The organism is Spirochaetota bacterium (assembly GCA_038043445.1).
Taxonomy (GTDB): domain Bacteria; phylum Spirochaetota; class Brachyspiria; order Brachyspirales; family JACRPF01; genus JBBTBY01.
The window spans coordinates 45,533-64,651 of record JBBTBY010000054.1 but is presented as its reverse complement, the minus strand read 5'-3'; the positions used below and the strand labels follow the sequence as shown (position 1 = coordinate 64,651).

Annotated in this window: 17 protein-coding genes and 1 pseudogene; 4 read left to right on the top strand and 14 right to left on the bottom strand. The window is 56.0% G+C overall.

Going from position 1 to position 19,119, the window contains the following annotated elements; all coding sequences use genetic code 11:
• The 4 genes from AABZ39_08195 to AABZ39_08180 form a co-directional block, all read left to right on the top strand.
• The coding region (locus tag AABZ39_08195; protein ID MEK6794740.1) for an NADH dehydrogenase subunit at positions 1 to 326 on the top strand (326 nt) is incomplete at its 5' end.
• A gap of 9 nt (positions 327 to 335) precedes the next feature.
• Positions 336 to 1,268 carry a complex I subunit 1 family protein gene (locus AABZ39_08190; GenBank protein ID MEK6794739.1) on the top strand — a complete coding sequence of 311 codons (933 nt, stop codon included), beginning with the start codon at positions 336 to 338 and terminating at the stop codon, positions 1,266 to 1,268.
• Positions 1,265 to 1,615: a 4Fe-4S binding protein gene (locus tag AABZ39_08185; GenBank protein MEK6794738.1), complete on the top strand. Its 351-nt coding sequence runs from the start codon at positions 1,265 to 1,267 to the stop codon at positions 1,613 to 1,615. Before AABZ39_08190 ends, AABZ39_08185 begins: the two co-directional genes overlap by 4 nt.
• 11 nt (positions 1,616 to 1,626) lie before the next feature.
• The gene (locus AABZ39_08180; protein MEK6794737.1) at positions 1,627 to 2,073 is read left to right on the top strand and encodes a hypothetical protein; all 447 of its coding nucleotides are present in this window, start codon (positions 1,627 to 1,629) and stop codon (positions 2,071 to 2,073) included.
• 20 nt (positions 2,074 to 2,093) lie between these two features.
• Here AABZ39_08180 and AABZ39_08175 read toward each other — a convergent pair whose 3' ends face one another.
• The 14 genes and pseudogenes from AABZ39_08175 to AABZ39_08110 form a co-directional block, all read right to left on the bottom strand.
• A complete protein-coding gene (locus tag AABZ39_08175) occupies positions 2,094 to 3,935 on the bottom strand; it encodes a heparinase II/III family protein (protein ID MEK6794736.1) in 1,842 nt (613 codons plus the stop codon).
• A 114-nt stretch (positions 3,936 to 4,049) separates the two neighbouring features.
• Complete coding sequence (locus tag AABZ39_08170; protein MEK6794735.1) at positions 4,050 to 4,841, bottom strand: VIT1/CCC1 transporter family protein; 792 nt, start codon at positions 4,839 to 4,841, stop codon at positions 4,050 to 4,052.
• A 125-nt stretch (positions 4,842 to 4,966) separates the two neighbouring features.
• Positions 4,967 to 5,089, bottom strand: a pseudogene (locus tag AABZ39_08165) (hypothetical protein).
• On the bottom strand, positions 5,090 to 5,998 hold the full coding sequence (locus tag AABZ39_08160; GenBank protein MEK6794734.1) for a carbon-nitrogen hydrolase family protein: 909 nt from the start codon (positions 5,996 to 5,998) through the stop codon (positions 5,090 to 5,092).
• Between the two features lie 10 nt (positions 5,999 to 6,008).
• A complete protein-coding gene (locus AABZ39_08155; GenBank protein MEK6794733.1) occupies positions 6,009 to 6,359 on the bottom strand; it encodes a DUF3147 domain-containing protein in 351 nt (116 codons plus the stop codon).
• A 40-nt stretch (positions 6,360 to 6,399) separates the two neighbouring features.
• Positions 6,400 to 7,200 (bottom strand): M55 family metallopeptidase, encoded by an 801-nt coding sequence (locus tag AABZ39_08150; GenBank protein ID MEK6794732.1) that lies wholly within the window; start codon positions 7,198 to 7,200, stop codon positions 6,400 to 6,402.
• 2 nt (positions 7,201 to 7,202) lie between these two features.
• The gene (locus tag AABZ39_08145) at positions 7,203 to 8,516 is read right to left on the bottom strand and encodes a Gfo/Idh/MocA family oxidoreductase (GenBank protein ID MEK6794731.1); all 1,314 of its coding nucleotides are present in this window, start codon (positions 8,514 to 8,516) and stop codon (positions 7,203 to 7,205) included.
• Between the two features lie 184 nt (positions 8,517 to 8,700).
• Complete coding sequence (locus tag AABZ39_08140) at positions 8,701 to 8,913, bottom strand: hypothetical protein (GenBank protein MEK6794730.1); 213 nt, start codon at positions 8,911 to 8,913, stop codon at positions 8,701 to 8,703.
• Between the two features lie 50 nt (positions 8,914 to 8,963).
• Positions 8,964 to 11,771 (bottom strand): DUF6259 domain-containing protein, encoded by a 2,808-nt coding sequence (locus tag AABZ39_08135; GenBank protein ID MEK6794729.1) that lies wholly within the window; start codon positions 11,769 to 11,771, stop codon positions 8,964 to 8,966.
• Between the two features lie 13 nt (positions 11,772 to 11,784).
• Complete coding sequence (locus tag AABZ39_08130) at positions 11,785 to 12,837, bottom strand: beta-galactosidase (protein MEK6794728.1); 1,053 nt, start codon at positions 12,835 to 12,837, stop codon at positions 11,785 to 11,787.
• Positions 12,834 to 13,637, bottom strand: coding sequence for an alpha/beta hydrolase (locus AABZ39_08125; GenBank protein MEK6794727.1), 804 nt, complete (start codon positions 13,635 to 13,637; stop codon positions 12,834 to 12,836). The genes AABZ39_08130 and AABZ39_08125 overlap by 4 nt, the downstream gene beginning before the upstream one ends.
• 7 nt (positions 13,638 to 13,644) lie before the next feature.
• The gene (locus AABZ39_08120; GenBank protein ID MEK6794726.1) at positions 13,645 to 16,269 is read right to left on the bottom strand and encodes a hypothetical protein; all 2,625 of its coding nucleotides are present in this window, start codon (positions 16,267 to 16,269) and stop codon (positions 13,645 to 13,647) included.
• 24 nt (positions 16,270 to 16,293) lie between these two features.
• The gene (locus AABZ39_08115) at positions 16,294 to 17,871 is read right to left on the bottom strand and encodes a hypothetical protein (protein MEK6794725.1); all 1,578 of its coding nucleotides are present in this window, start codon (positions 17,869 to 17,871) and stop codon (positions 16,294 to 16,296) included.
• A 10-nt stretch (positions 17,872 to 17,881) separates the two neighbouring features.
• Positions 17,882 to 18,937, bottom strand: coding sequence for a GntR family transcriptional regulator (locus tag AABZ39_08110; protein ID MEK6794724.1), 1,056 nt, complete (start codon positions 18,935 to 18,937; stop codon positions 17,882 to 17,884).
• Positions 18,938 to 19,119 lie beyond the last annotated feature (182 nt).

Genomic DNA, 19,119 nt, shown 5'->3' with positions numbered 1-19,119 from the left:
CGCGCGGCGAGGATGTTCACTATATAGCGGCGAACGGAACGGATAAGCCCGACCGCGTCCGCGTGCGGGCACCCACGCTCGCCAACTGGGTGGCGACAAAGCATATGCTCCTCAAAGGCTATATCGCGGACGCGCCGCTCGTGGTGGCCGCCATTGACCCGTGCTTCTCATGCACCGACCGCGCTGTCACCGTCGTCGATACGGACGGCAGAACGCTCGATTGGAAGCATATACGCGAGAAGAGCATCGCGACGTACAAAGAGCGCGGGGTCGATTTCTCGCGTGTGAAGCTCATGGAAAAGAAAATAATCTCGCATTCGAGGTAGGACAGAGTAATGGCGATATTCAACATTCTCGTATTTCCCGGCTTCATATTCCTCATCCTGTACGGGTCGCTCTGCTCATGGATAGACCGCAAGATGTATGCGCGCATGCAGGACAGGGTTGGCCCGCCGTGGTTCCAGCCTATCGCCGACCTCCTTAAGCTTTTCGCGAAAGAGGATATCCATCCCGTCGGCGCCGACCGTGTGCTCTATGTGTTCTCTCCGCTCATCGCCGCCGCTGCAGTGTTCGCCTCCATGCTCTACATTCCCACGGTGCGCGATACGGCCGTGTTCGCCTTCCAGGGCGATCTTATCGTCGTGCTCTATCTCCTTACGCTTCCCACGCTCGCGTTCTTTCTCGGCGGCTGGAGCTCGGGAAGTCCGTATCCTGCGGTGGGCGCGGTTCGCGTCATAACGCAGCTCTTCGCGTACGAAGTGCCGCTCATGGTAGCCGTCATAAGTCCCGCGGTACTCGCCGGGTCATGGAGCATCTCCGAGATAAGCGCGTTCTATTCGCATAACCCGCTCCTTCTTCTCGTGAACATCCCTGGTTTCTTCGTCGCCGTCGTTGCGCTCCAGGGCAAGCTTGAGCGCATACCGTTCGATATTCCCGAGGCGGAAACGGAACTGGCGAGCGGTACGTTCGCCGAATACGGCGGACGTCTCTTCGGTTTCTTCAAGCTTACCACGGACATAGAGCTCGTTGCAGGCGCAGCGCTCCTCGGCGCGGTGTTCATGGGCGGCGATTTCGGCCTTCCCCTCCTTGCGAGCATACCGCTCTTCTTCGCAAAGACGCTTTTCGTACTGATGTTCCTCGTACTCATGAAAACGGCGCTCGGCCGCGTACGCATCGAACAGATGATAGCGTTCTGTTGGAAATACCTCGCGCCGGTGGGCATAGCACAGCTCTTCGTGAGCATCATCGTGCGGGGGTTCATACAATGAAATTACCGGGAAAAGTACTGGGCGAGATGATAAGCCGGCTTTCAAAGAAGGCCGCCACCGAGATGTATCCGTTCGAAAAACCCGCGCTCCCCGAGAATTACCGCGGGCGCATCAAATTCATCCCTGAGAAGTGCATCGGCTGCAAGATATGCGTGCGCGTATGCCCGTCGTTCGCGCTTGAAGTGAAGACCATCGGCGAGAAGAAATACGAGCTCGATAATTGGCTTGACCGCTGCATCTACTGCGCGCAATGCGTGGAGTCCTGCCCGAAGGACGCACTCGCCATTTCGAACGATTACGAGCTTGCCGCGCTCGATAAGAAATCGCTTTTTACCGTCCAGAAATGATCTGAACGCCGATGGTACGCGTAGCGATACTCGGCGTCGGCGACGAAACGATACCCCATGATGTTCACGGCATGCGTGTGCTCCGCGCGCTTAAACGTCTTGCAAAAGATCATGATGATATCGCCTTCATCGAATGCGGTGTCGTTCCCGAGAATTTTTCAGGGCTTTTGCGCGAGCTCTCGCCAGAACTCGTCGTCATCATCGATGCGGTATCGCCAGCATCGGGCGATGTGCAGGTGCCGGAGGGTGCTCAGGCGGTACGCGTCATCGACCGTGACAGTGTCGGCGGCATATCGTTCTCCACGCACGCGCTCCCGCTCACGGTATTTCTTGATTATATCGAGACAACCATGGGGGCGAAGACGCTTCTCATCGGTGTGACAGGACCGCTCGGGAAGGGACTGGACGTTCACGCATCAGCAGAAAAGGTCCTTACACTGATAGCGGAACACCGGTAAGCGTTCTCCATGACAGGGCATCATACGATGGATATCCGCATGGTGAATACGCCATTTTTGAGCGCACCGTGTATGCGGAGCAGTATCCGTGATACGCTTTCGCCCCAGGATTCGCGAAGCTTATCATCGGCAAGCGATATCGGTTCGATGACAATGTCGTACGCAAGGCCTTCGGCGCGTATGCAAACCGTCCGCTCGCCCGCTGCCGTGAGGAGGATATCGTTCCCCTCGATACGCACCGTTCGCGATGTCATGAGCGAAAAAGCGATGGTGCCCGGCGATGCGAGGGAAAGTTCATCGCTCATGATGACGGCGCGTTCCGTGCGGTCAAGCGTTACCGTGCGATGCCAGCGTTCTATGCCGGCTGACGGCGGATATGCCGAAGCAATGTCCATGGAAAGCGATGAGCGCGATGCATCCTGTGTGCAGTGCACGTCCCGTGCGGCGAAACTTCTCCCCGCCGACTGTTCGATGCCGTTCACCACGGGCAGATTATGGTACGGCGAACGCATCGTCCATATCTCATAGCGCTCTTTGCTGAAGGTTTTGCGCGTGTAGGTCTCCACTCCCACATCGATGAGCACGGGCTTTCCGTCCGCGTAGACGATGAAAGAGCCCACGTCGTTGTGATTATGGCTTTCCGCATTGTGACCGCCCTTTGCGGCGACGAAGAGCCCGTCGCGTGAGCCTTCATGCTCGCGGGCCGTCATGACCTCTATGCCGTCCATCCAGGAATGAAGGAGGAGCGGCGGTTTTGCACGCACCGTCGCGTTCTCAGGCGAATTGAACAGTGCACAGAGCGTGCGGTAGAACATCCATGAATCCGATCTCTTCTGCGTTTCGGACCCGAAGAACGATGCGCCGAACTGGGCGAGTCCATCATCCCCGACGGCCTTTCCGTAACGGTGTATGAGATCGGAAGAGACGGAGAGCTTCGTCCCGGAATCCGCGAAGTTGACGAAATAGTCATCTGCGATATGCATGCGCATGATGTATCTGCCGATATTGGCGATGAGGGGATCGGAGAACGCATCGATGCCCTTCGCCGCACCGCGGAGCATATCGAGATGATCGAAGAGCGATGCACCCGCGGCGTTCCAGTAGCCGGGGCCTTCGTCGCAGCCCCCGTCGGGGTGATAGCCTGCAATGAAACGATCGACGCTTTGAAGCGTCCGCGCAATGCCCGCCGTTCTTCGCGCGCTGTCATGTTCAAGCAGGAGGAATGCCGGGAGTACGTTCGAATTGATCCACGGGTTCCAGTTGTTCACAAAACCGCCGAAGAGCCCCGTCCATTGAAAACGCCCGGTGAGGTACGGGTCGAGTATGCGCCGCTTCACTTCGAGCTCGATGCGCCGGGCGATGAGGGGGCTTTTCGTGTCGAGGATATCGTGCATGAAATACCAGAGCCAGGAGAGGAGCGATCCTGTCGCCGCGGAGAAAAGATCGATGTAGATGTCCGCCTCGATGTCGGGGAGCGCACGCGGGGCTTTCGCATCGTGGCCGTTATGTGCGGGAATGACCCAGCTCGTCTCCTCGCAGACGGCCCAGGCAAGATCGATGATGTCATCGATGAAGCGGCCGTTATGTTCGACGCATTCCGCGATAAGGAGCGAAGCGAGCGCGCTGCGCCGTTCGAAGTATATCGCCTCGTAGCGGGAGCGGTTGCCGTCGCGGGCGAAGTCCATATAGCGTACGGCAGGCAGGATGGGCCGGGAACGTCCTGCGTACCGAACACCCTCGGCGATGGCCCACGCGAAAGCGGGGTTCGACCAGAGCGCACGCTCATCATATGTCGGGAACGGGTGATAGGCATCGCAGGATATGAGCGAATCCGCGATGATATCATTCGATCGTTCGAACATGGTATTCCTGAGGCACAGGTGATACGGCAAAAGGTAATCGTGCGAGAGCGTGCGGTCTTGGAAGAAAACGACATCTGCCGACGGGAAAAAGCGACATCACGGATGACGCCGATGCTACTTTGCAAGCCCCGAAAGCAGGAACCCTATCCCATATGCTGCGGACGCGGCTATGCTTCCCACGAGGAACATTTCGAGACCCGAGAGGAACCAGTTGCGCCCGGTGATGCGCGTCTTGAGCGCGCCGAGGAGAAAGAGCGTTGCGCCCGTCAGGACGCATGACGTGAGAAAGGTGTTCGCTGCGAAGAACGGTATCGCGCGTGCGAAGACATAGGCGATGATGGGGATAAATCCGAAGACAGAGAACGATGCGAATGTGGCGAACGCGTTCTTGAGCGGCGATTCGGCACTGGGGACTATGCCGAGCTCTTCGACCATCATGATATCCGACCACGCACGCTTGTGTTTTGATATCGTAGTGACGACCGACGTTGCATCCTTCTCCGGCATCCCTTTGGAGACGTATATCTCAACGAGCTCCTGTTTTTCGCCTTCGGGATAATGCTCGATCTCCCATTCCTCGCGCTTCTTTTCAGCGGCCTCGTATTCCTTTTCCGCTTTCGTGGAGAGATAGTCGCCTATCGCCATGGAAAGCCCGTCGGCGATGAGATTGGCGAAGCCGATGATAAGCACTATGGCCGGCGAGAGCGAAGCACCCGCCACGCCCGCCACCGCAGCGAACGTGGTTATCGTACCGTCAAGGCCGCCGTAGATGATGCTCTTGATGTACTGCCCGCCCGTGCTGTGATGCTCGTTCGCACACGCCCCGGCGGAATGCGCCTGTTTTGTCGCTTCGACGCTTTTCTTCTTATACGCATCGCGCGCTTTGTCGAGACTTCGAGTGAGCATTGTTCCCTCCGGCACGGTGATAGCGAACTATACTATGGAGCGATGTTTTCGCAAGGGGCGTATAAAAAAAAGACCGCCACCCTCCCGTGAAGGAGAATGACGGTCTTTTACATCCAAAGAATATTTTACACGACGCAGGTCGAAGCGCTCGTATTCCCGCCGCGGCCCGTCCAGTTCGTGTGGAAGAACTCGCCGCGCTTCCTGTCGGTGCGCTCGTACGTATGCGCGCCGAAATAATCGCGCTGCGCCTACCCCCTATTCCCCTCGTTCGCCTTCACCGACCGCTCCATGTATTCATCGAGCGTTTCAAGACCGAACTCCCTGACGATATCCTCGGCCGTGCGCTTTTCTGTATTGCTCACGATGAGTGCAGGCCCCACGTTCGCCGGGATATCGACGCTCACTTCTTCACGATATTTCTTCTCTATCGCGGGGAAATGATCGCGATTTTTATCGAGATGCACCATGACATAGTCAAGGTTGATGCGCGCCCTCGGATGCGGCGTATAGCAGTCGGATATGGCCACCGGACGGCCGAAAGGATCGATGATGCCGCCGCCCAGGAACGGGAGCGCTGAAATGAAATACGCGCGGCTTTGATACGCCCAGAGCCCCTGCATGAGTCCGCCGTGATACATCGATGCGAAGCAGAGTATCTCGGGTTTGTTCGCGATGTATCCTTGACGTATCATATCGAAATTCAGATCGAAACATATTGCGCCGCCGAGCGAACCCGCCGGAGTGTCGACGACGACGGCGCCTTTCCCCGATGCGAGACCGCTTTCCCGTTCTCCCTCGGTAAGGAATGTCTTGTGATAGACACCGGCAATGCCGTCCGGCGTGACGAAGGCTATGGAATTGTGCGCACGTCCGTTCTCGCGTATCTTCACCGAGCCGGCAATGGTACATTGCTCCTTTGCGGCAAAGTCGAGATAGAGCGAAAGGAACGGCCCGGGATTCGCAATTTCCTCCGCCGTATCGTTGGTCTGCCCGAACGCTTCCACTCCCTCGGAGAGCACGATGAGATCGAACCTGTAGCCGCGCATATTGTTGAGCGCATCGCTCGTCTCTTTGAGCACGATGCCCCCGGCGTCTTTCGCCCCGCGTACAGCGCGGGTGGAGAACAATATCGACGAAACATTGACATAACGAGCCATGAGCAACCCCCTACTTGAAGAAAATATCCTTAAGCTTCGTAAGGCCGACCGCCGTGATCATATAACTGCCCACACCGATGATAAGGCTGTAGATGACGCCGATGCGCGGAGTGAAAAAATACATGATGACGGCATAGAGTATCCACGGAGGGACGACGAGGAGGAATCCTTCGACATAATTCATCACCGCGGGCGAGCCGCCGTTCTTATAGATGATATAGAACGCAAGCACGCTTATCGACGGGAACTGTGTGATGAATGCTGCAAGAATGCCGCTGCCTTTCGAACCGAAATACGTTGCGAGCGTGACCACCGATCCCCCGATGAGGAAGGTGAGGACGAGTTTAAGCGGTTCGGACATGCACGACTCCTGTCATTAATGACGGTATGTTATTCAGCGTTCAATCAACGCCGTAATCTTCGTTCTGAAGATCATACTCGGGCCACCCTTTGGTATAGCCGAGATGCTTTTTCAGGAAACGGCGGTAGCCGGTAAGCAGATCATCGCCGGGATCCGTATACGATAGAGGCGCACCGGACCCGGTATATCCGAACGTATACGGCGGGGTTATCCTGCAGGGCGGGATATGCGCCCGCGATCGTACGCCTCGGCGCGCCGCAGAAAAAATACGTTTGCATGAAAGTGCCGGGGTAATGCTTTTTGCCAGTGTGGGGCCGACGGCATCTTTTGTCGCTACAAAATTACTTTTCGGTATCATGTCCGCGATCTCACGTTCAACCGCCGTATCCCCGCTCACGAGCACCACCGGCACATCGCGCGCTCCGCATTCAAGGATGAACATGCCGACTTCACCGTATGACCTTCCATTGACCTCAATACGCGTGTGCGGGGTAACGGCCCTGGGCGTCCCGGTCATTGCGTGACCGCCGATATATATCCCGACATCCGTGCCTTCAAAGAACGGCAGCCACGGCCCGCGGTCATAGTCTCCGGTAATAAGCTCGGCCTTCTCGGGAAGCTCCTCGATGAGTAGCGTGTTCCCTTTCCCGTGAGAATCCCAAATGACCACTTCATCCGCCCCGGCGGCAAATGCCCCGTTCGCAGCGGCGGAAACCTCGGCACTGGCTATTTTCATCATTCTGTGGGTACGTTCAAGCACCGTAGGTATGTTTCTGTCCTCTGTATCGCGAATAACAAAGCCGGCAATGCCTTCAAAATCGAACTGTATGTATGCTTTCATGCTTACCGTAGCGGCGGCATGGCTAGCTGTCGCTTCTCTTCCATCGATCTATCTGCGTAAAAACCCGTGAGATGTCCGTTGACGGAATCCTCGATGCCGGTATACGAGTAACTCGGCTTTTCGCCGTTCATGACGCGGACGAAGTCCATGATGAGCCGCGCGTCACCGCCGCCGTGCGCACCGGCAATGCCGCTGAAATCGCCGGCGATGTTCGTATCGACGAGTTCCTGCGAATATTCCTTATCGGAACGCGGATCGATGCGGTTGATCTCGAATTTTCCCGACTCGAAATCACCGCGTATCTCGCCCTTCGTCCCGATGATCTGTATGCTCCGTCCGCCCTTCGCGGCGCCGGAAACGAGGTTGTGGGTCGCGGTCGCGCCGTCGGCGAATTCGACGACGACGGACTGATGATCGATGATATCCGCTTCCGTTTTCCATACGCAGCGTCCGTAGGGGAATGACGGGTCCTTGAGCTTCTTTTCGCGCTCAGCGGCATCGGGCAGTTTCTGTCCCTGGAATTTATCGTTGATGTCCCAGACGTAGAACAGCCACCAGTTGTGATCGATGTAATGCTTTTTCGCCGAGTAAAGGCAATTCGATTCGACCGCCGCGGGGCAGTCTATCATGCAGTGTGTGCCGGATCCGGCAGGGGCCTTTTCCGGTTTGAAATACATGCGGCTTCCCATGCTGGACACGCGAACGGGCGGTATGCCGCTCTTCAGCCACGTTATCATATCGAGATCGTGGCAGCATTTCGCCATGAGGAAGGACGATCCCCCGTACTTCTTTGTCCCCCATTTTCCGCGTATGAACGCCGCGGCGACGTGATGATAGCTCACGTTCTCCGTCGTCTGCATGTTCATGATATCGCCGATGGCGCCGTCGAGTATCGTCTTCTTTATCCCGGCATAGAACGGCGCATAGCGAAGCACATGGCATATCGCGATGCGCCGCCCGAGCTTCTTCGCTGTCTTCACCAGTTCGAGCATCTCTTTCTCGTTCGTGGCGAACGGCTTCTCGAGGAGTATATCGTACCCCGCTTTCAGGAGCGCCATGGATGTCGGCACATGGAGCTTGTCCATGGTCCCGTTTATCGCGAAGTCGGCGAATTTCGGGACAGCGGCTAATTCCTCCGCGGTGCGGTAGCATCGGTCGGCGGGCACCGAGTGGACCTTCGCCGCATGCGCGCGCTTTTCGTCATCGGGCTCGGCAACGCCGACTATCGCAAGTTCATCCGGCTTTACCAAAGCGTGTTCGGCGTAGAGGAGCGAGCGATGCCCCGCCCCGATGATGACGGCTGTCGACTTTTTCACAAGTCCTCCGAGGTGCTTGAAGTATGCGAATATGATAGCGACAGGCGGCGGAAAGTGAATGTACTTTCCTGCAAAAATACTGGATATTTCAGCATGCCGAAATAATGCTCTGCTTGTCCGATCCAGCGCCGCAGACAGGTGCGGAAGCACATCGGCGCTTCCAGTATGGCACGCCTGCGTCCCATCAAAACGGCCCCTGTCGGCCGGGCAATGGGTCCATGGTGAAGATGCGCGCATCGAAACAGCGTCTGATCATGTCGTAGCGAACGTCGGCGAACGAGGGGTCGTCCCAGCGGTTCTCGAATTCGCCGGGATCATGTTCAAGATCATAGAGCTCTCCCATCGGCATGCCGTGATGCTCGGCGCATATCCAGAGTATGTTCGGCTGTGCTTTCATGTTGAGCTCCGTTGCATTACAGCGACCGGCATTCCCTTCAGCTGGGATCCCTATTTTCCCGCAATGAACGCGCGCAGAGAGAACGGCCTCATCGTGACCGTGCATTGACCGCTGTACGGTACCGTTCCCCCGTCGATGTCGGCGAGCGTTCCGCCTTGGATATCAGCGGACGCCAGTGTTACGGTGACCGCTTTGTCGCCGCTGTTCGAAACGAAAAACATCGCCTTTTTCCCGTCGAGCGAACGCCAGCACGATGCTTCAACGACAGGGCGAACCGCCTTCACCGTCTTCGTCCCCGACGCGTCCTGATAATAAGATACTTCATGCCAGGGGCTTCCTGTGACGACAGGGTCGGCGAGGCGTTCGCCGTAGCAGAACGTATCCATGGTGGCGAGCATGATCTTCACCGCCTGTTTGAAATACGGCAGCGCGAACCGCTCCTGCTCGGGCGAGATGAGCTTCAGATACGGTTCGAGCGTCGCAAAGCCGATCTTATATCCGTAGTGCAGCATGAGCGATACCGCCGCGGTCAGATCGTTCATGTTCGCGAACGAGGGCGGCGTTATATCCCACGCCATGTGCGAAATGTAACCGTGATACACCGTCTGGAAGAGCGGTATGAGCTTCGCGCGGTGGAATTCCGGCATCTGACAATGCGCTTCCTCGACGGCACCGATAAAATATTCGCAGATCGCTTCGCCCTTGAGCGCCTTGCCGCGGTTCTTCTCATGAATGCCCGTGAAGAAAGCGCGTGTACCATTGAGATGGTTCGTACCGAAACCCGGCGCATGCCCGTGATCGGTCGACCAGCAGGCGAACATGCCGCCCACCGATGACTGATCGAGATACTGTCCGTCCGTACCGTAACCCGTGAGGTTCTGCGACGCAAGTCCGATGAAGTATTCACGCCAGCGCACATCGGCGCGGCAGAGCGGTTTGAATTCGTTCTTCACCCGTATCGCATCGATGACAGACGCATCCCTGCCCCACGCATGGGTGAGCTTTTTCACGAGCGCTTCTTTCTCATACGAGTATATCGTCATCCAGTCCGAGCGTATCTGCGTAATGATGCTCTCGTCCACAGGGCCATTCCACGCGGTACGGAGCATCTGTTTGAGCTCCTCGGTCTTCTTTCCATCGCGTCCCCAGAACTCCTGATAGTTCACGTAATGGGGCACCGACGCCGCCGATTCGCTCGACATCAGCACGGCTGAACACGGCTGTGCGAACGACGCCTTGAATTTCGAGAGCGCATTGTTATTGGCGTCATGATCGAACGAATTATCGAACGCGATCATGTTCATGTACGGGAAGAAATGCATCCTGTTCTTCTGAAGCGAGATGAGTCGGCGATACCCCTCCTCGTTCTTCGGCGGGAAGTAATCGGGGTTGCCGGTATCGAAAGGCCAGCGCTGCCACTGCGTGAGAAATACGGAGAATTCGACACCAGGGAAAAGCTCCGTGTATTTCGCGAGCATGTCATAGGTGTTCTCATTGATGGCGATGAGCCAGAACGGATTATTCGCGAGCCACGCGGAAAGTTCGCCGCGTTTTACACGATCGAGAATGCCGCCGCCCGCGCACCACGTCTGCGTGAGGGCCCAGTCGCGGTATATCTTTGCGGCCCGCTGCCAGCCGTTATGATAGCGTGTTGTCACTACCGGATACGGCGACGTCCACGATGTCCTCGCGGCTCCGGTGTTGGCGGGATAGTGGTGCACGGATGCGCGTATGCCGTCCCCGGGATATGATGCGGCGATGTTCAACGATACTTCAAAATCCTTTATGTATCCCTCGCCGTCCTTCGCCCAAAGCATGATGCCGTCGGAGCCGTTCTCATAGAGCACGCACTGCATCGACTGCGCCGTCGTTCCGTAGGTCCCGTACCAGATATATTTCCCGAACCGATGCGGCGATCCGCGTCCGCTCTTTTCGGCACTGAACGGATCATCGATGATGACGCCGGACTGATTGGGCACGATGAGACGATCATGCGCTGCACCGGATATCGGTTTCAGCACGAGCAGAGGATATTCCACTTCGAAGACGCCGTATCCGGCATTCGGCGTTACCTTTATCTCATATGAAACATCATCGCCGTTTGTGCGTATGCGTACGGCCACTTCCGCTTCCGCATGTTTCCGCCGCCCGCCTGTCATCCCCGCGATGCCGCCCTCGACGGCGAAACGCCCGGCGATATCGCCGTTCTTCGTGAGCGTGATCCGGTAGAGGAGCCCGTCGTTGTCGATGATGTCACCGGAAAATCTCGGTGTTCGTACCGCAGGGGCATCGACATATTTCGTTGCATGCGCTTTCAGCGCTTCGCGGTGCACATCGTCGTCGCTCCTCGTGTCATAGTATACGGAGACGTTATCAAGAACGAGTTCGCTCTGCGCCTGCGAGAGCAAAAAATACGGCTTCATCATCACGCCCATGCTTCCGACGGAAAGCGCGATGGAATATTCTTTCCATTCGGGCGTAAGCGTGATAGAGAGCGGTGCTATCGTCATGATGCCCGGCGTGTTCACGCCTTTTTTTGCTGCGTCGAAAAGGAGCTGATAGAAATTGAGCGGTCCCTTTCCCTTCGCTCGGAACGTGACGACAAGACGCCGATGCGTGAGCGGTATCTCGGTGTTGTTATAGAAAAAATAGTTCGCCGCTGTCGTCTTCACTGAAAGACATGGCCCGCCGTCCTCTACCGTCGTCATCTCGCCGCGTTCGCTGTAGACAGCCGTCCACTCCTTGACGCCGTTGTCGAATCCGCCGTTCCTGACCGATGCTTCCGATAGATATGACGGTATGTCGGCTGCCAGGGAGCAAAATGCAAAGATCAGAAAGGCGATATAGTTCCGGAACATGTATGAGCGCTCCTTATCGTTTTTTCTGAGCATACGCTGCATCAATGGCATCGCGGAGCGATCGTGTCGTAGCCGTCGTAGCCCCGTCTATGTACCAGACCTCAAGATATTCCGCTTCGGCGTTCACGTAATTGCTTATCGTCTGCATCATATCCCCCTGACGTCCATCCGCTGTCGAACACGGCGGCGTGAGACAGGATACGTTCTGAAAACCGTTCTTCACGTCCTTGTATTCGCAGATGATGCGATACGTCGGATTGCGCGTATTGTCGTTCTTACCGCTCAGCTGATTGTTCTGCAGGGATATCGATGACGGATACCGCGTTACCGCATGTGCAATTGAATCCCTGAGGGCCTGTTCCATGCCGCTGAAGGGCACGGCGATCTCGTAGCAGAGCGCCTGCCGCGGGAACAGCGTCGCGAAAAGGTCCACGTAATAGATGAGCGACTCGCGCACCTTCGCTTCGACATTATCGTATTTTTTCCACTGCGCGACGTTCTTGGGCAGATGCGTCTCGCTGTAGCGATGCGAAACACCGGTTATCGCAGTTGCTGCGAATTTCTCATCGCTTCCATAGCGGTCAGCGATCGCACTGAGCACGCGAACGAAATTGGTCCGGAATATCGGGTCCCAGGGGAGGGGTATGCGGTCTTCGCGGTTCTGCTTCTTTCCCGGCTGCTTCGATTGTTCCTCGTCGGATATGACGAACGCGGTAGCCCCCTCGTCATACACATAGTCGGGGGTATCGACGCCCGGATCGAGGACAAGTTTGTAGAAACGGTCCGCTTTCCGTACACAGTCGATCACGCTGTCCAGGCGGTCCCATTTGTAGTCACCCTTCGTCGGCTCAAAGTCATCCCAGCGCAATGCGATGTACACGCCGTCGATGTACGTGTTCGATGCGAGCGTCCCGGTAACGAACGGCAGATGCCGCTCAAGGGACGTTGCATCGCCGAACCGGTCGGTGAAACCGGCAAGCCAGATGATGCCGTGAAGGCGGTGTGCGGGGACCTCGGCACACAAGGTGAAAACGGCCGTCAACGCTGCGACTATGACATGTCTCATGATAAGCCTCCGATGTAGCCAAGCATATCATGGAACACCTCTTTCTGCTGGCGGCGCGTCACATCATAGAAGAACCCGTGTTCCGTATTCGCATACGTTCTTATTTCGACATGCTTTCCGAACGATGTCATCTTTTCTTCGAAGCGCATGAGATTCTCGTACGGGAACATATGCTCGTTCTGTGCATGCGACACGAACACCGGCGGCGTATCTGCACCGACATACATTATCGGCGAGAAGCGTTCGTACCGCGCGGGGTCATCTGCGAATGAAGCACCGGCGATGTCCTGCATGCTCGCCCATATGCCGGGGAAAATATCGTCCCACGGCGTAAAGAACGGCGTGAACGCGGAAAGCATTGTCGCGGCGGGAGGTGTCCATGCATTGACGGGAGAATAGCCCCGGAACGAGAGTGATTCCCCGCATGCTCCCGGCTTGGCGAACGAGAGCAGTGCCGCAAGATGCGCACCTGCCGAACCGCCATAGGTGATGATGCACGGAGCGATGTTCATTCGCTTCAATTCGCTCACGAAAACATCATAGCCGTGACGGATATCGGTGAGCTGATCGATGAGCGTCACGCCGGACAATCGATAATCCGTACCCGCGCAGATGAAGCCTTCGGCGTTGAACGCACGCATGATCGCGTGATACCCGGAGCGCGAACCCGCGCGCCAGCCGCCGCCGTGCACGAAGAAGAGCGCGGCATTCCGCGACACCTTCTTCGGCATGAACACATCGATCGCGCGCAAGGGCTCTATCGGGTCGTCGAAATAGATCGAGGTGAACGGGTACGGCATCGTTCCCTCAGCGGTAATTGAGCGATCGTATCGCCTGAATGATAGCCGTGCGCTGTGCACCGAGATCGATGTATGCGCCATTGCCGAAGCGGCTTGTGACGTACTCATCGCCGTTGCCGGAATCGTTGAAGGCTTTGAGGATGCCGTCGAGCACACTTTGCGCGGCAGCAGCTTTTGCATCGTCTTTTGCATTTGCCGCAACAATGGCTTTTCTGAGCGTTGCGACATAACGCATGTCATCCATCCCCTCGCGATAGCCGATGAACGGTACGGTGTTCACCACACCGTCGGCGGTCGGATACGCGAACACATGGTCCTTGTACGTAAAATCGTCGAAATCATCCCAGATATTCCCGAAAGAATGCTGATACGCATAGTCCATCGCTCCGTCGATGCCGTACGCAGCGAGCATGATGCCGTAATTCTTCCGATAGATATACGGGTCTTCGACGCCTATCTGCGGGTCATTGTACGACACAAGTCGATTGCCGTTCTTGTGGAAAAGCGACACCTCATCGCGGTCAATGCCCGCGCCGGCAGCGAACGCGCTCACGCAGACATTCAATGCATGCGCGACGCCCTTCATGCCGCCCGGGTATCCGGCGACGAACACTTTTATCCCGAGCTTATTTAGCTCTTCCCATACCTTAAGCTGTTTCATCACGCGATCGCCGACGGCTTCATCAATGCCGTACACAAAGAATTCTTTGCATCCGTACTTAGCGGCTATTTCCCGTCCGCGTATCGCCCCCTCGATGATGGACTTGTCGCCCGCTTCGGTGCCCGCAGCGCCTGTCGTCACACCGAGCGAGAATATCACGGAGTTGTCGATGCCGGCCTTGGCGCGGAGCATGAGCGCCTTCTCGAATGGCGCGGGATCGGGCATGAATTTCTCGTACACGGTGGGGTTATCGATGCCGTACGCGGCCATATTGCTCATATCGATGAAGTACTGCTGCTCGCTTTTACTCTCGGAGGACACTGTCCCCTTGTCCGTCGGATCGAGCCGTGCGACATAGTAAGCGGAAGAGATAAAGTTCTCCTGCTTCACGAGCGAAAAGTCGAGCATGGTCAATGCTACGTTCAGTACTTTCTTCACGCTTCCCGCCGAGAGCGTGAGTGTTCCTTTGTACATGCCCGCAGGAGTATCGGCCGGGCGGAAGGTGATGATGAATTGCTGATTCTTTCCCTGTGGAATGGTCACCGGTTTCAGCACGGCGCTGTCGCGAACCGGGTACTCATCGACCGACGGCGTCCATCTCCCGAGCGCGCCGAATTTCCGTGTCGACACGAGCTGATAGTCACTTCCTATGCGCAGGTGATTGTTCGATGATACGGTATCGACCTTTACGAGCGCATCGTCGTTGAGGAGAAGCTCGGGATAGAGCGCCGCTGTCTTCGGGCGGGCACTTATCGGCGAGAGCGGGTCATAGGCCACCTGATACCAGCATTTCACGAGCTTGATATCCGCCTTCGATGCGGGATACACCGCAGGTCCGTTGAGATCGGATAGTGATACACTCAGGTCAGAAAGCTCATCGAGCGCAGTAACGACGAAACTCGCCGATTCAAATTCATTTTTGCACATGACAGCGCTTACCTGTGCGCTTATCGTGCCGTGAATGATCTTCGTGTCCGGAAGTACCATGTATTGGCCGGCAGGATCGACCATGTGTATCACCATGCCGGATGCCTCTTTCGCGGAAAGCCGCCTGAGATTTTCCTTTATCTCCGGTGCGGCGGTCATGAGAAAACGGATGCGCGGTTCAATATCGAACGATACCGTATCGCGCGCGATCATATCGGCAACGATGCCTGACACCGCGGCAAGCTCGCTGAGCACGGCAGCCTTATACGATTCGCCGTATCCCGGTTTGACCGGAACATCGAAGAGCGGCTTAAGCGCAGTAAGATCGGACTGCCAGCGCGCGGCACGTTCGCGCGATTCCACTTTCCCTGAGGCGATACGTGATTCATAGATCTTCTTGTATGCCGCTGGGTCGGGCACGGTACCATGCAGCTCCACCTCGTCGATGTACGCGATGATGCGTTTTCCGGGTGCCCCGCCGGTTATCATGATGCCGATGAGGTCTATCACTTTGCCGCCGGTATCAGGGTTAAGCCCGGGCGTATTCGCCTTGCGGAAGAACGAGAGCGAGCTTTTTTTTGCCCCACTGACTGCCCCCTCGTCGCGATAATGCATCCATGCATTCACCGTATCCTTTTCCTGGCAGCGGTACACGCCGGAATCCTTCGTCGGCGGGAATTGGAAATCGAGGCCGGGTATGGCGCGTACCGTGCTCGCTTTATCGATGTATAGTGAGCATTTGAAGACGATGTCGCCTTCGCAGGGAACATTGAGCGGCAGCGATACGTAGTAATATGAGCCGGAATTGAACGTGATATCGATCTTAAAGCTTTTTTTTCCGCCCGCTGATCTTTCATCGGTCACGCCCATGAAATTCACGGTGACATCGCTGTTCTTCGCCCATTGTTTGAACGATGCATCTTCCGCTTCCTCGAAACCGTTGTAGTAGCGGTAATGGATGAAGCCTTCTTTCGCCGCGGGCTTTTTCTCTTCAAGCCCGAAACACATTGCTGACAGAAGCATCATCAGAAATACGTTTCTCATTGCTGACTCCCGTGAATTTATTTTCTATAGACCGAACTGCTTGCGCAAACGTTTATCTTCATCATTCGAGCGCGGCGAAATGAAGAGCAGATCGGCACCTCCCGGTTCGACGGAAAGTGTCAGTGCGCCGTTACTGTCCGAGACGATCTCCCCCGTGCGAAGGTCAACACAGCCAAAGCTGTCGGCAGCGGCAGCGCGGATGGTCCGTGCTGCAGTATTCGGCGTATAGTCAATAACTTCCCCCTTCTCGTCGATCCGGAATGTATCGGCTGCTGACAATTGGTCGGGAGAACGCCCGCTGCACCAGGTCCCGACCGCGGTATTCACGATAATAATGACCTTTCCGGTGTATCCGCTCACGGTGAAAGAACGCCATACGACATCGGTTTCCTGCACCGTGATGACCGGGGACGTCGGTCGTTCCGTGGTCACCGTTTCATGCCCCGCAGGCGTACCGATGATGCGCGTCGTTTCCTTTTTCAAGGCACGTAACAGCGGTGCGTAGCGTTGTATCTCGCGGGCAAATGCACTGTACTCATTGAGCGCGGAAGTGCCGGACATATCCCATCCTGAGATGGGTGTAATATACTCACGCTGCTGTGATGCGTTCGAGCTCCGGTGCGCAAAATTCCGCATATCCTCGCGCAGCGGACCGTAGGACCACGACGATATCGAGCGTGCACCTTCCATTACGGAGAGCCATGCCATGGCACGAACACAGTTCTCCGGCGGGCGATAGTATTTCCAGTACCCGACGATATCTTCGCTTATCCGATAAAAGCCCTGATCCGTCGAATTCGCCAATTTCAGTACCCGTTCGAACAAAGTCTGTCTCGTGTCCTCTGCGATGGATGACGGATAGAACATCGTACGGACCTTGTTCGTCGTTCGGAATCCTTCAAGCGTATTTGCCGTGAATACCGCGTGGAATTCCGCGTTCTGTTGGGCGCTGCTCTGGTAGAACGCATCCATCTGCGTATGGAACCACCGAAGCGCTGAGCGGGGCGTGGCGCGGTTGCCTGCCGTACCCCATTCCCACCAGAAGCAGTAGCGGTCGGTTCCCGAGATGCGCGGATACGGCGGCTTCATCTGCTGTATCGCAGGAAGGGAGTTGTGCAGGAGCATGAGGGGAGCATCGGGCACTTCGCGAAGTACAATCGTATAGTACTCTTTGATAGCGGGAAGATAGTCCGGCGAGGGCTCTTCCTTCACGCTGAATGCAGCGACAGACGGATGATCCTTGTATTTTTTGATGAATTCTGCGGCCAATGCTGCACGTGCAGGCACTTTGCTCACATCCGGAGACGATATATATGCGAAGTCAAGCTGCGGGATAATGGATATCCTGTGGGCATCACATATTTCCAGCATGGTATTCCAAAGAGCATTATCCTTCACGCCGCCGAGATACACGTAGGTGAATCCGAGCGATGCGAGCTTTTTGACGGCGATAGAAAGGTCCTGCACCTGCGCATTGGTATTCTGCTCCCACACATAGGTGTAGAGATAGCAGCCGACCGGGAAGTGTGAATCCCAGTGCTTGCCGGCACCGAATATCGTCGAAACGACGAACATACCTGCGAGAATGGCATTTCGATACATGCTTCCTCCGTTATCGCGTGGTCTTTCTTGGTATGAATGACGATGATACCGTTCTTGTTATAACGTCGTTCCCGGAGATAAGCCCGACGACCATTTCGGCCGCCGCCGCGCCGCTTTCGAATGCCGGTGAGTTGATCGTGCTCACCATGCGCTCATGCTCCGGTATGCCCATTTTCTCCTCGACATTGCCGAAACCGATAATGCCGTATTCCGCCGTTCTCTTTTCCGAAGCCTCGCGGAGCACCGTGAAATGATACGCGACCTCATCGGTAGAGAAGAAATAGAGCGAGGGATGCGATGCCTTCGCCTTGAGATGATCAAGGACGTTCATTGCCGGTTTGATATGGGATACATTGTACCAGGGCATCGGCGGCAGCATGAAGGTGTGCTCTTCCGATATCGACCGTCCGTGTTCCGCGAGGAGTTCGTTGAAGCGCAGATAGCGCTCAGGATAGGTGCCGATGAAGCCGAACGAATCGTACCCTTTCGCGATGCAGTATTCCACGGCTTCTTTTGCGCCGGGGGCTTCGTCGGTAAGTACATAGGGGATATCGTCATAACGAGGCGTTGCTCCGCCGCTTACGCCGATGAGCGGGATGCCTTTCTCCGTAAGCAGGCGCTTCAACCGCGGCGATATCGTATTGCCGAGATCGAGCACGCCGTCCGGAGTCATGCGCTCCAGGTCGCAGTAATCATCATGCTCGCTGTCGACGACGATGAGCGATGCTGTATGCCCCGCTTTCGACAGCACGCTCCGCATTCCTTCCATGCGTGCATTGATGTATACATTGGTACCGATGAACGGCGCATCCCTCGGTCTGTCGAATATAAGACCGATCGTGTAGATTGAGCGCTTTCTTCTGCTTCCTTTCACGAAAGTCCCGCGTCCTTTCTCGCGGTAGATGATTCCGCTTTTCTCAAGGCTGTTATAGGCAAGCCGCACGGTAGAGCGTGAGATATCGTATTTCCCGCACAATTCCTCTTCCGTGGGAAGTACATCATCGGTATGATATTTCCCCGAGGAAATGGCCGCGGTTATCGTTTTTTCAAGGTCTTTATATTTCATAATACAAATATGATACAACAATTATAATACAATATGAACATATTGTCAAATACCCGAGAAACGCAGCATTCCTTTGATTGACGGCATCATCGAAGGCGTTATACTGACCGTAACCTGGTGGTGGAGCATGAAACTCGATATTCCGGCAGCAAACCCGAAGAAGGAATGTGCGCGCATCGAAG

What these genes read in the sequence shown, in the direction of transcription:
- AABZ39_08190 (MEK6794739.1), top strand. Translation starts at nt 336, where the DNA reads ATGGCGATATTCAACATTCTCGTATTTCCCGGCTTCATATTCCTCATC.
- AABZ39_08185 (MEK6794738.1), top strand. Translation starts at nt 1,265, where the DNA reads ATGAAATTACCGGGAAAAGTACTGGGCGAGATGATAAGCCGGCTTTCA.
- AABZ39_08180 (MEK6794737.1), top strand. Translation starts at nt 1,627, where the DNA reads ATGGTACGCGTAGCGATACTCGGCGTCGGCGACGAAACGATACCCCAT.
- AABZ39_08175 (MEK6794736.1), bottom strand. Translation starts at nt 3,935, where the DNA reads ATGTTCGAACGATCGAATGATATCATCGCGGATTCGCTCATATCCTGC.
- AABZ39_08170 (MEK6794735.1), bottom strand. Translation starts at nt 4,841, where the DNA reads ATGCTCACTCGAAGTCTCGACAAAGCGCGCGATGCGTATAAGAAGAAA.
- AABZ39_08160 (MEK6794734.1), bottom strand. Translation starts at nt 5,998, where the DNA reads ATGGCTCGTTATGTCAATGTTTCGTCGATATTGTTCTCCACCCGCGCT.
- AABZ39_08155 (MEK6794733.1), bottom strand. Translation starts at nt 6,359, where the DNA reads ATGTCCGAACCGCTTAAACTCGTCCTCACCTTCCTCATCGGGGGATCG.
- AABZ39_08150 (MEK6794732.1), bottom strand. Translation starts at nt 7,200, where the DNA reads ATGAAAGCATACATACAGTTCGATTTTGAAGGCATTGCCGGCTTTGTT.
- AABZ39_08140 (MEK6794730.1), bottom strand. Translation starts at nt 8,913, where the DNA reads ATGAAAGCACAGCCGAACATACTCTGGATATGCGCCGAGCATCACGGC.
- AABZ39_08135 (MEK6794729.1), bottom strand. Translation starts at nt 11,771, where the DNA reads ATGTTCCGGAACTATATCGCCTTTCTGATCTTTGCATTTTGCTCCCTG.
- AABZ39_08130 (MEK6794728.1), bottom strand. Translation starts at nt 12,837, where the DNA reads ATGAGACATGTCATAGTCGCAGCGTTGACGGCCGTTTTCACCTTGTGT.
- AABZ39_08125 (MEK6794727.1), bottom strand. Translation starts at nt 13,637, where the DNA reads ATGCCGTACCCGTTCACCTCGATCTATTTCGACGACCCGATAGAGCCC.
- AABZ39_08120 (MEK6794726.1), bottom strand. Translation starts at nt 16,269, where the DNA reads ATGAGAAACGTATTTCTGATGATGCTTCTGTCAGCAATGTGTTTCGGG.
- AABZ39_08115 (MEK6794725.1), bottom strand. Translation starts at nt 17,871, where the DNA reads ATGTATCGAAATGCCATTCTCGCAGGTATGTTCGTCGTTTCGACGATA.
- AABZ39_08110 (MEK6794724.1), bottom strand. Translation starts at nt 18,937, where the DNA reads ATGAAATATAAAGACCTTGAAAAAACGATAACCGCGGCCATTTCCTCG.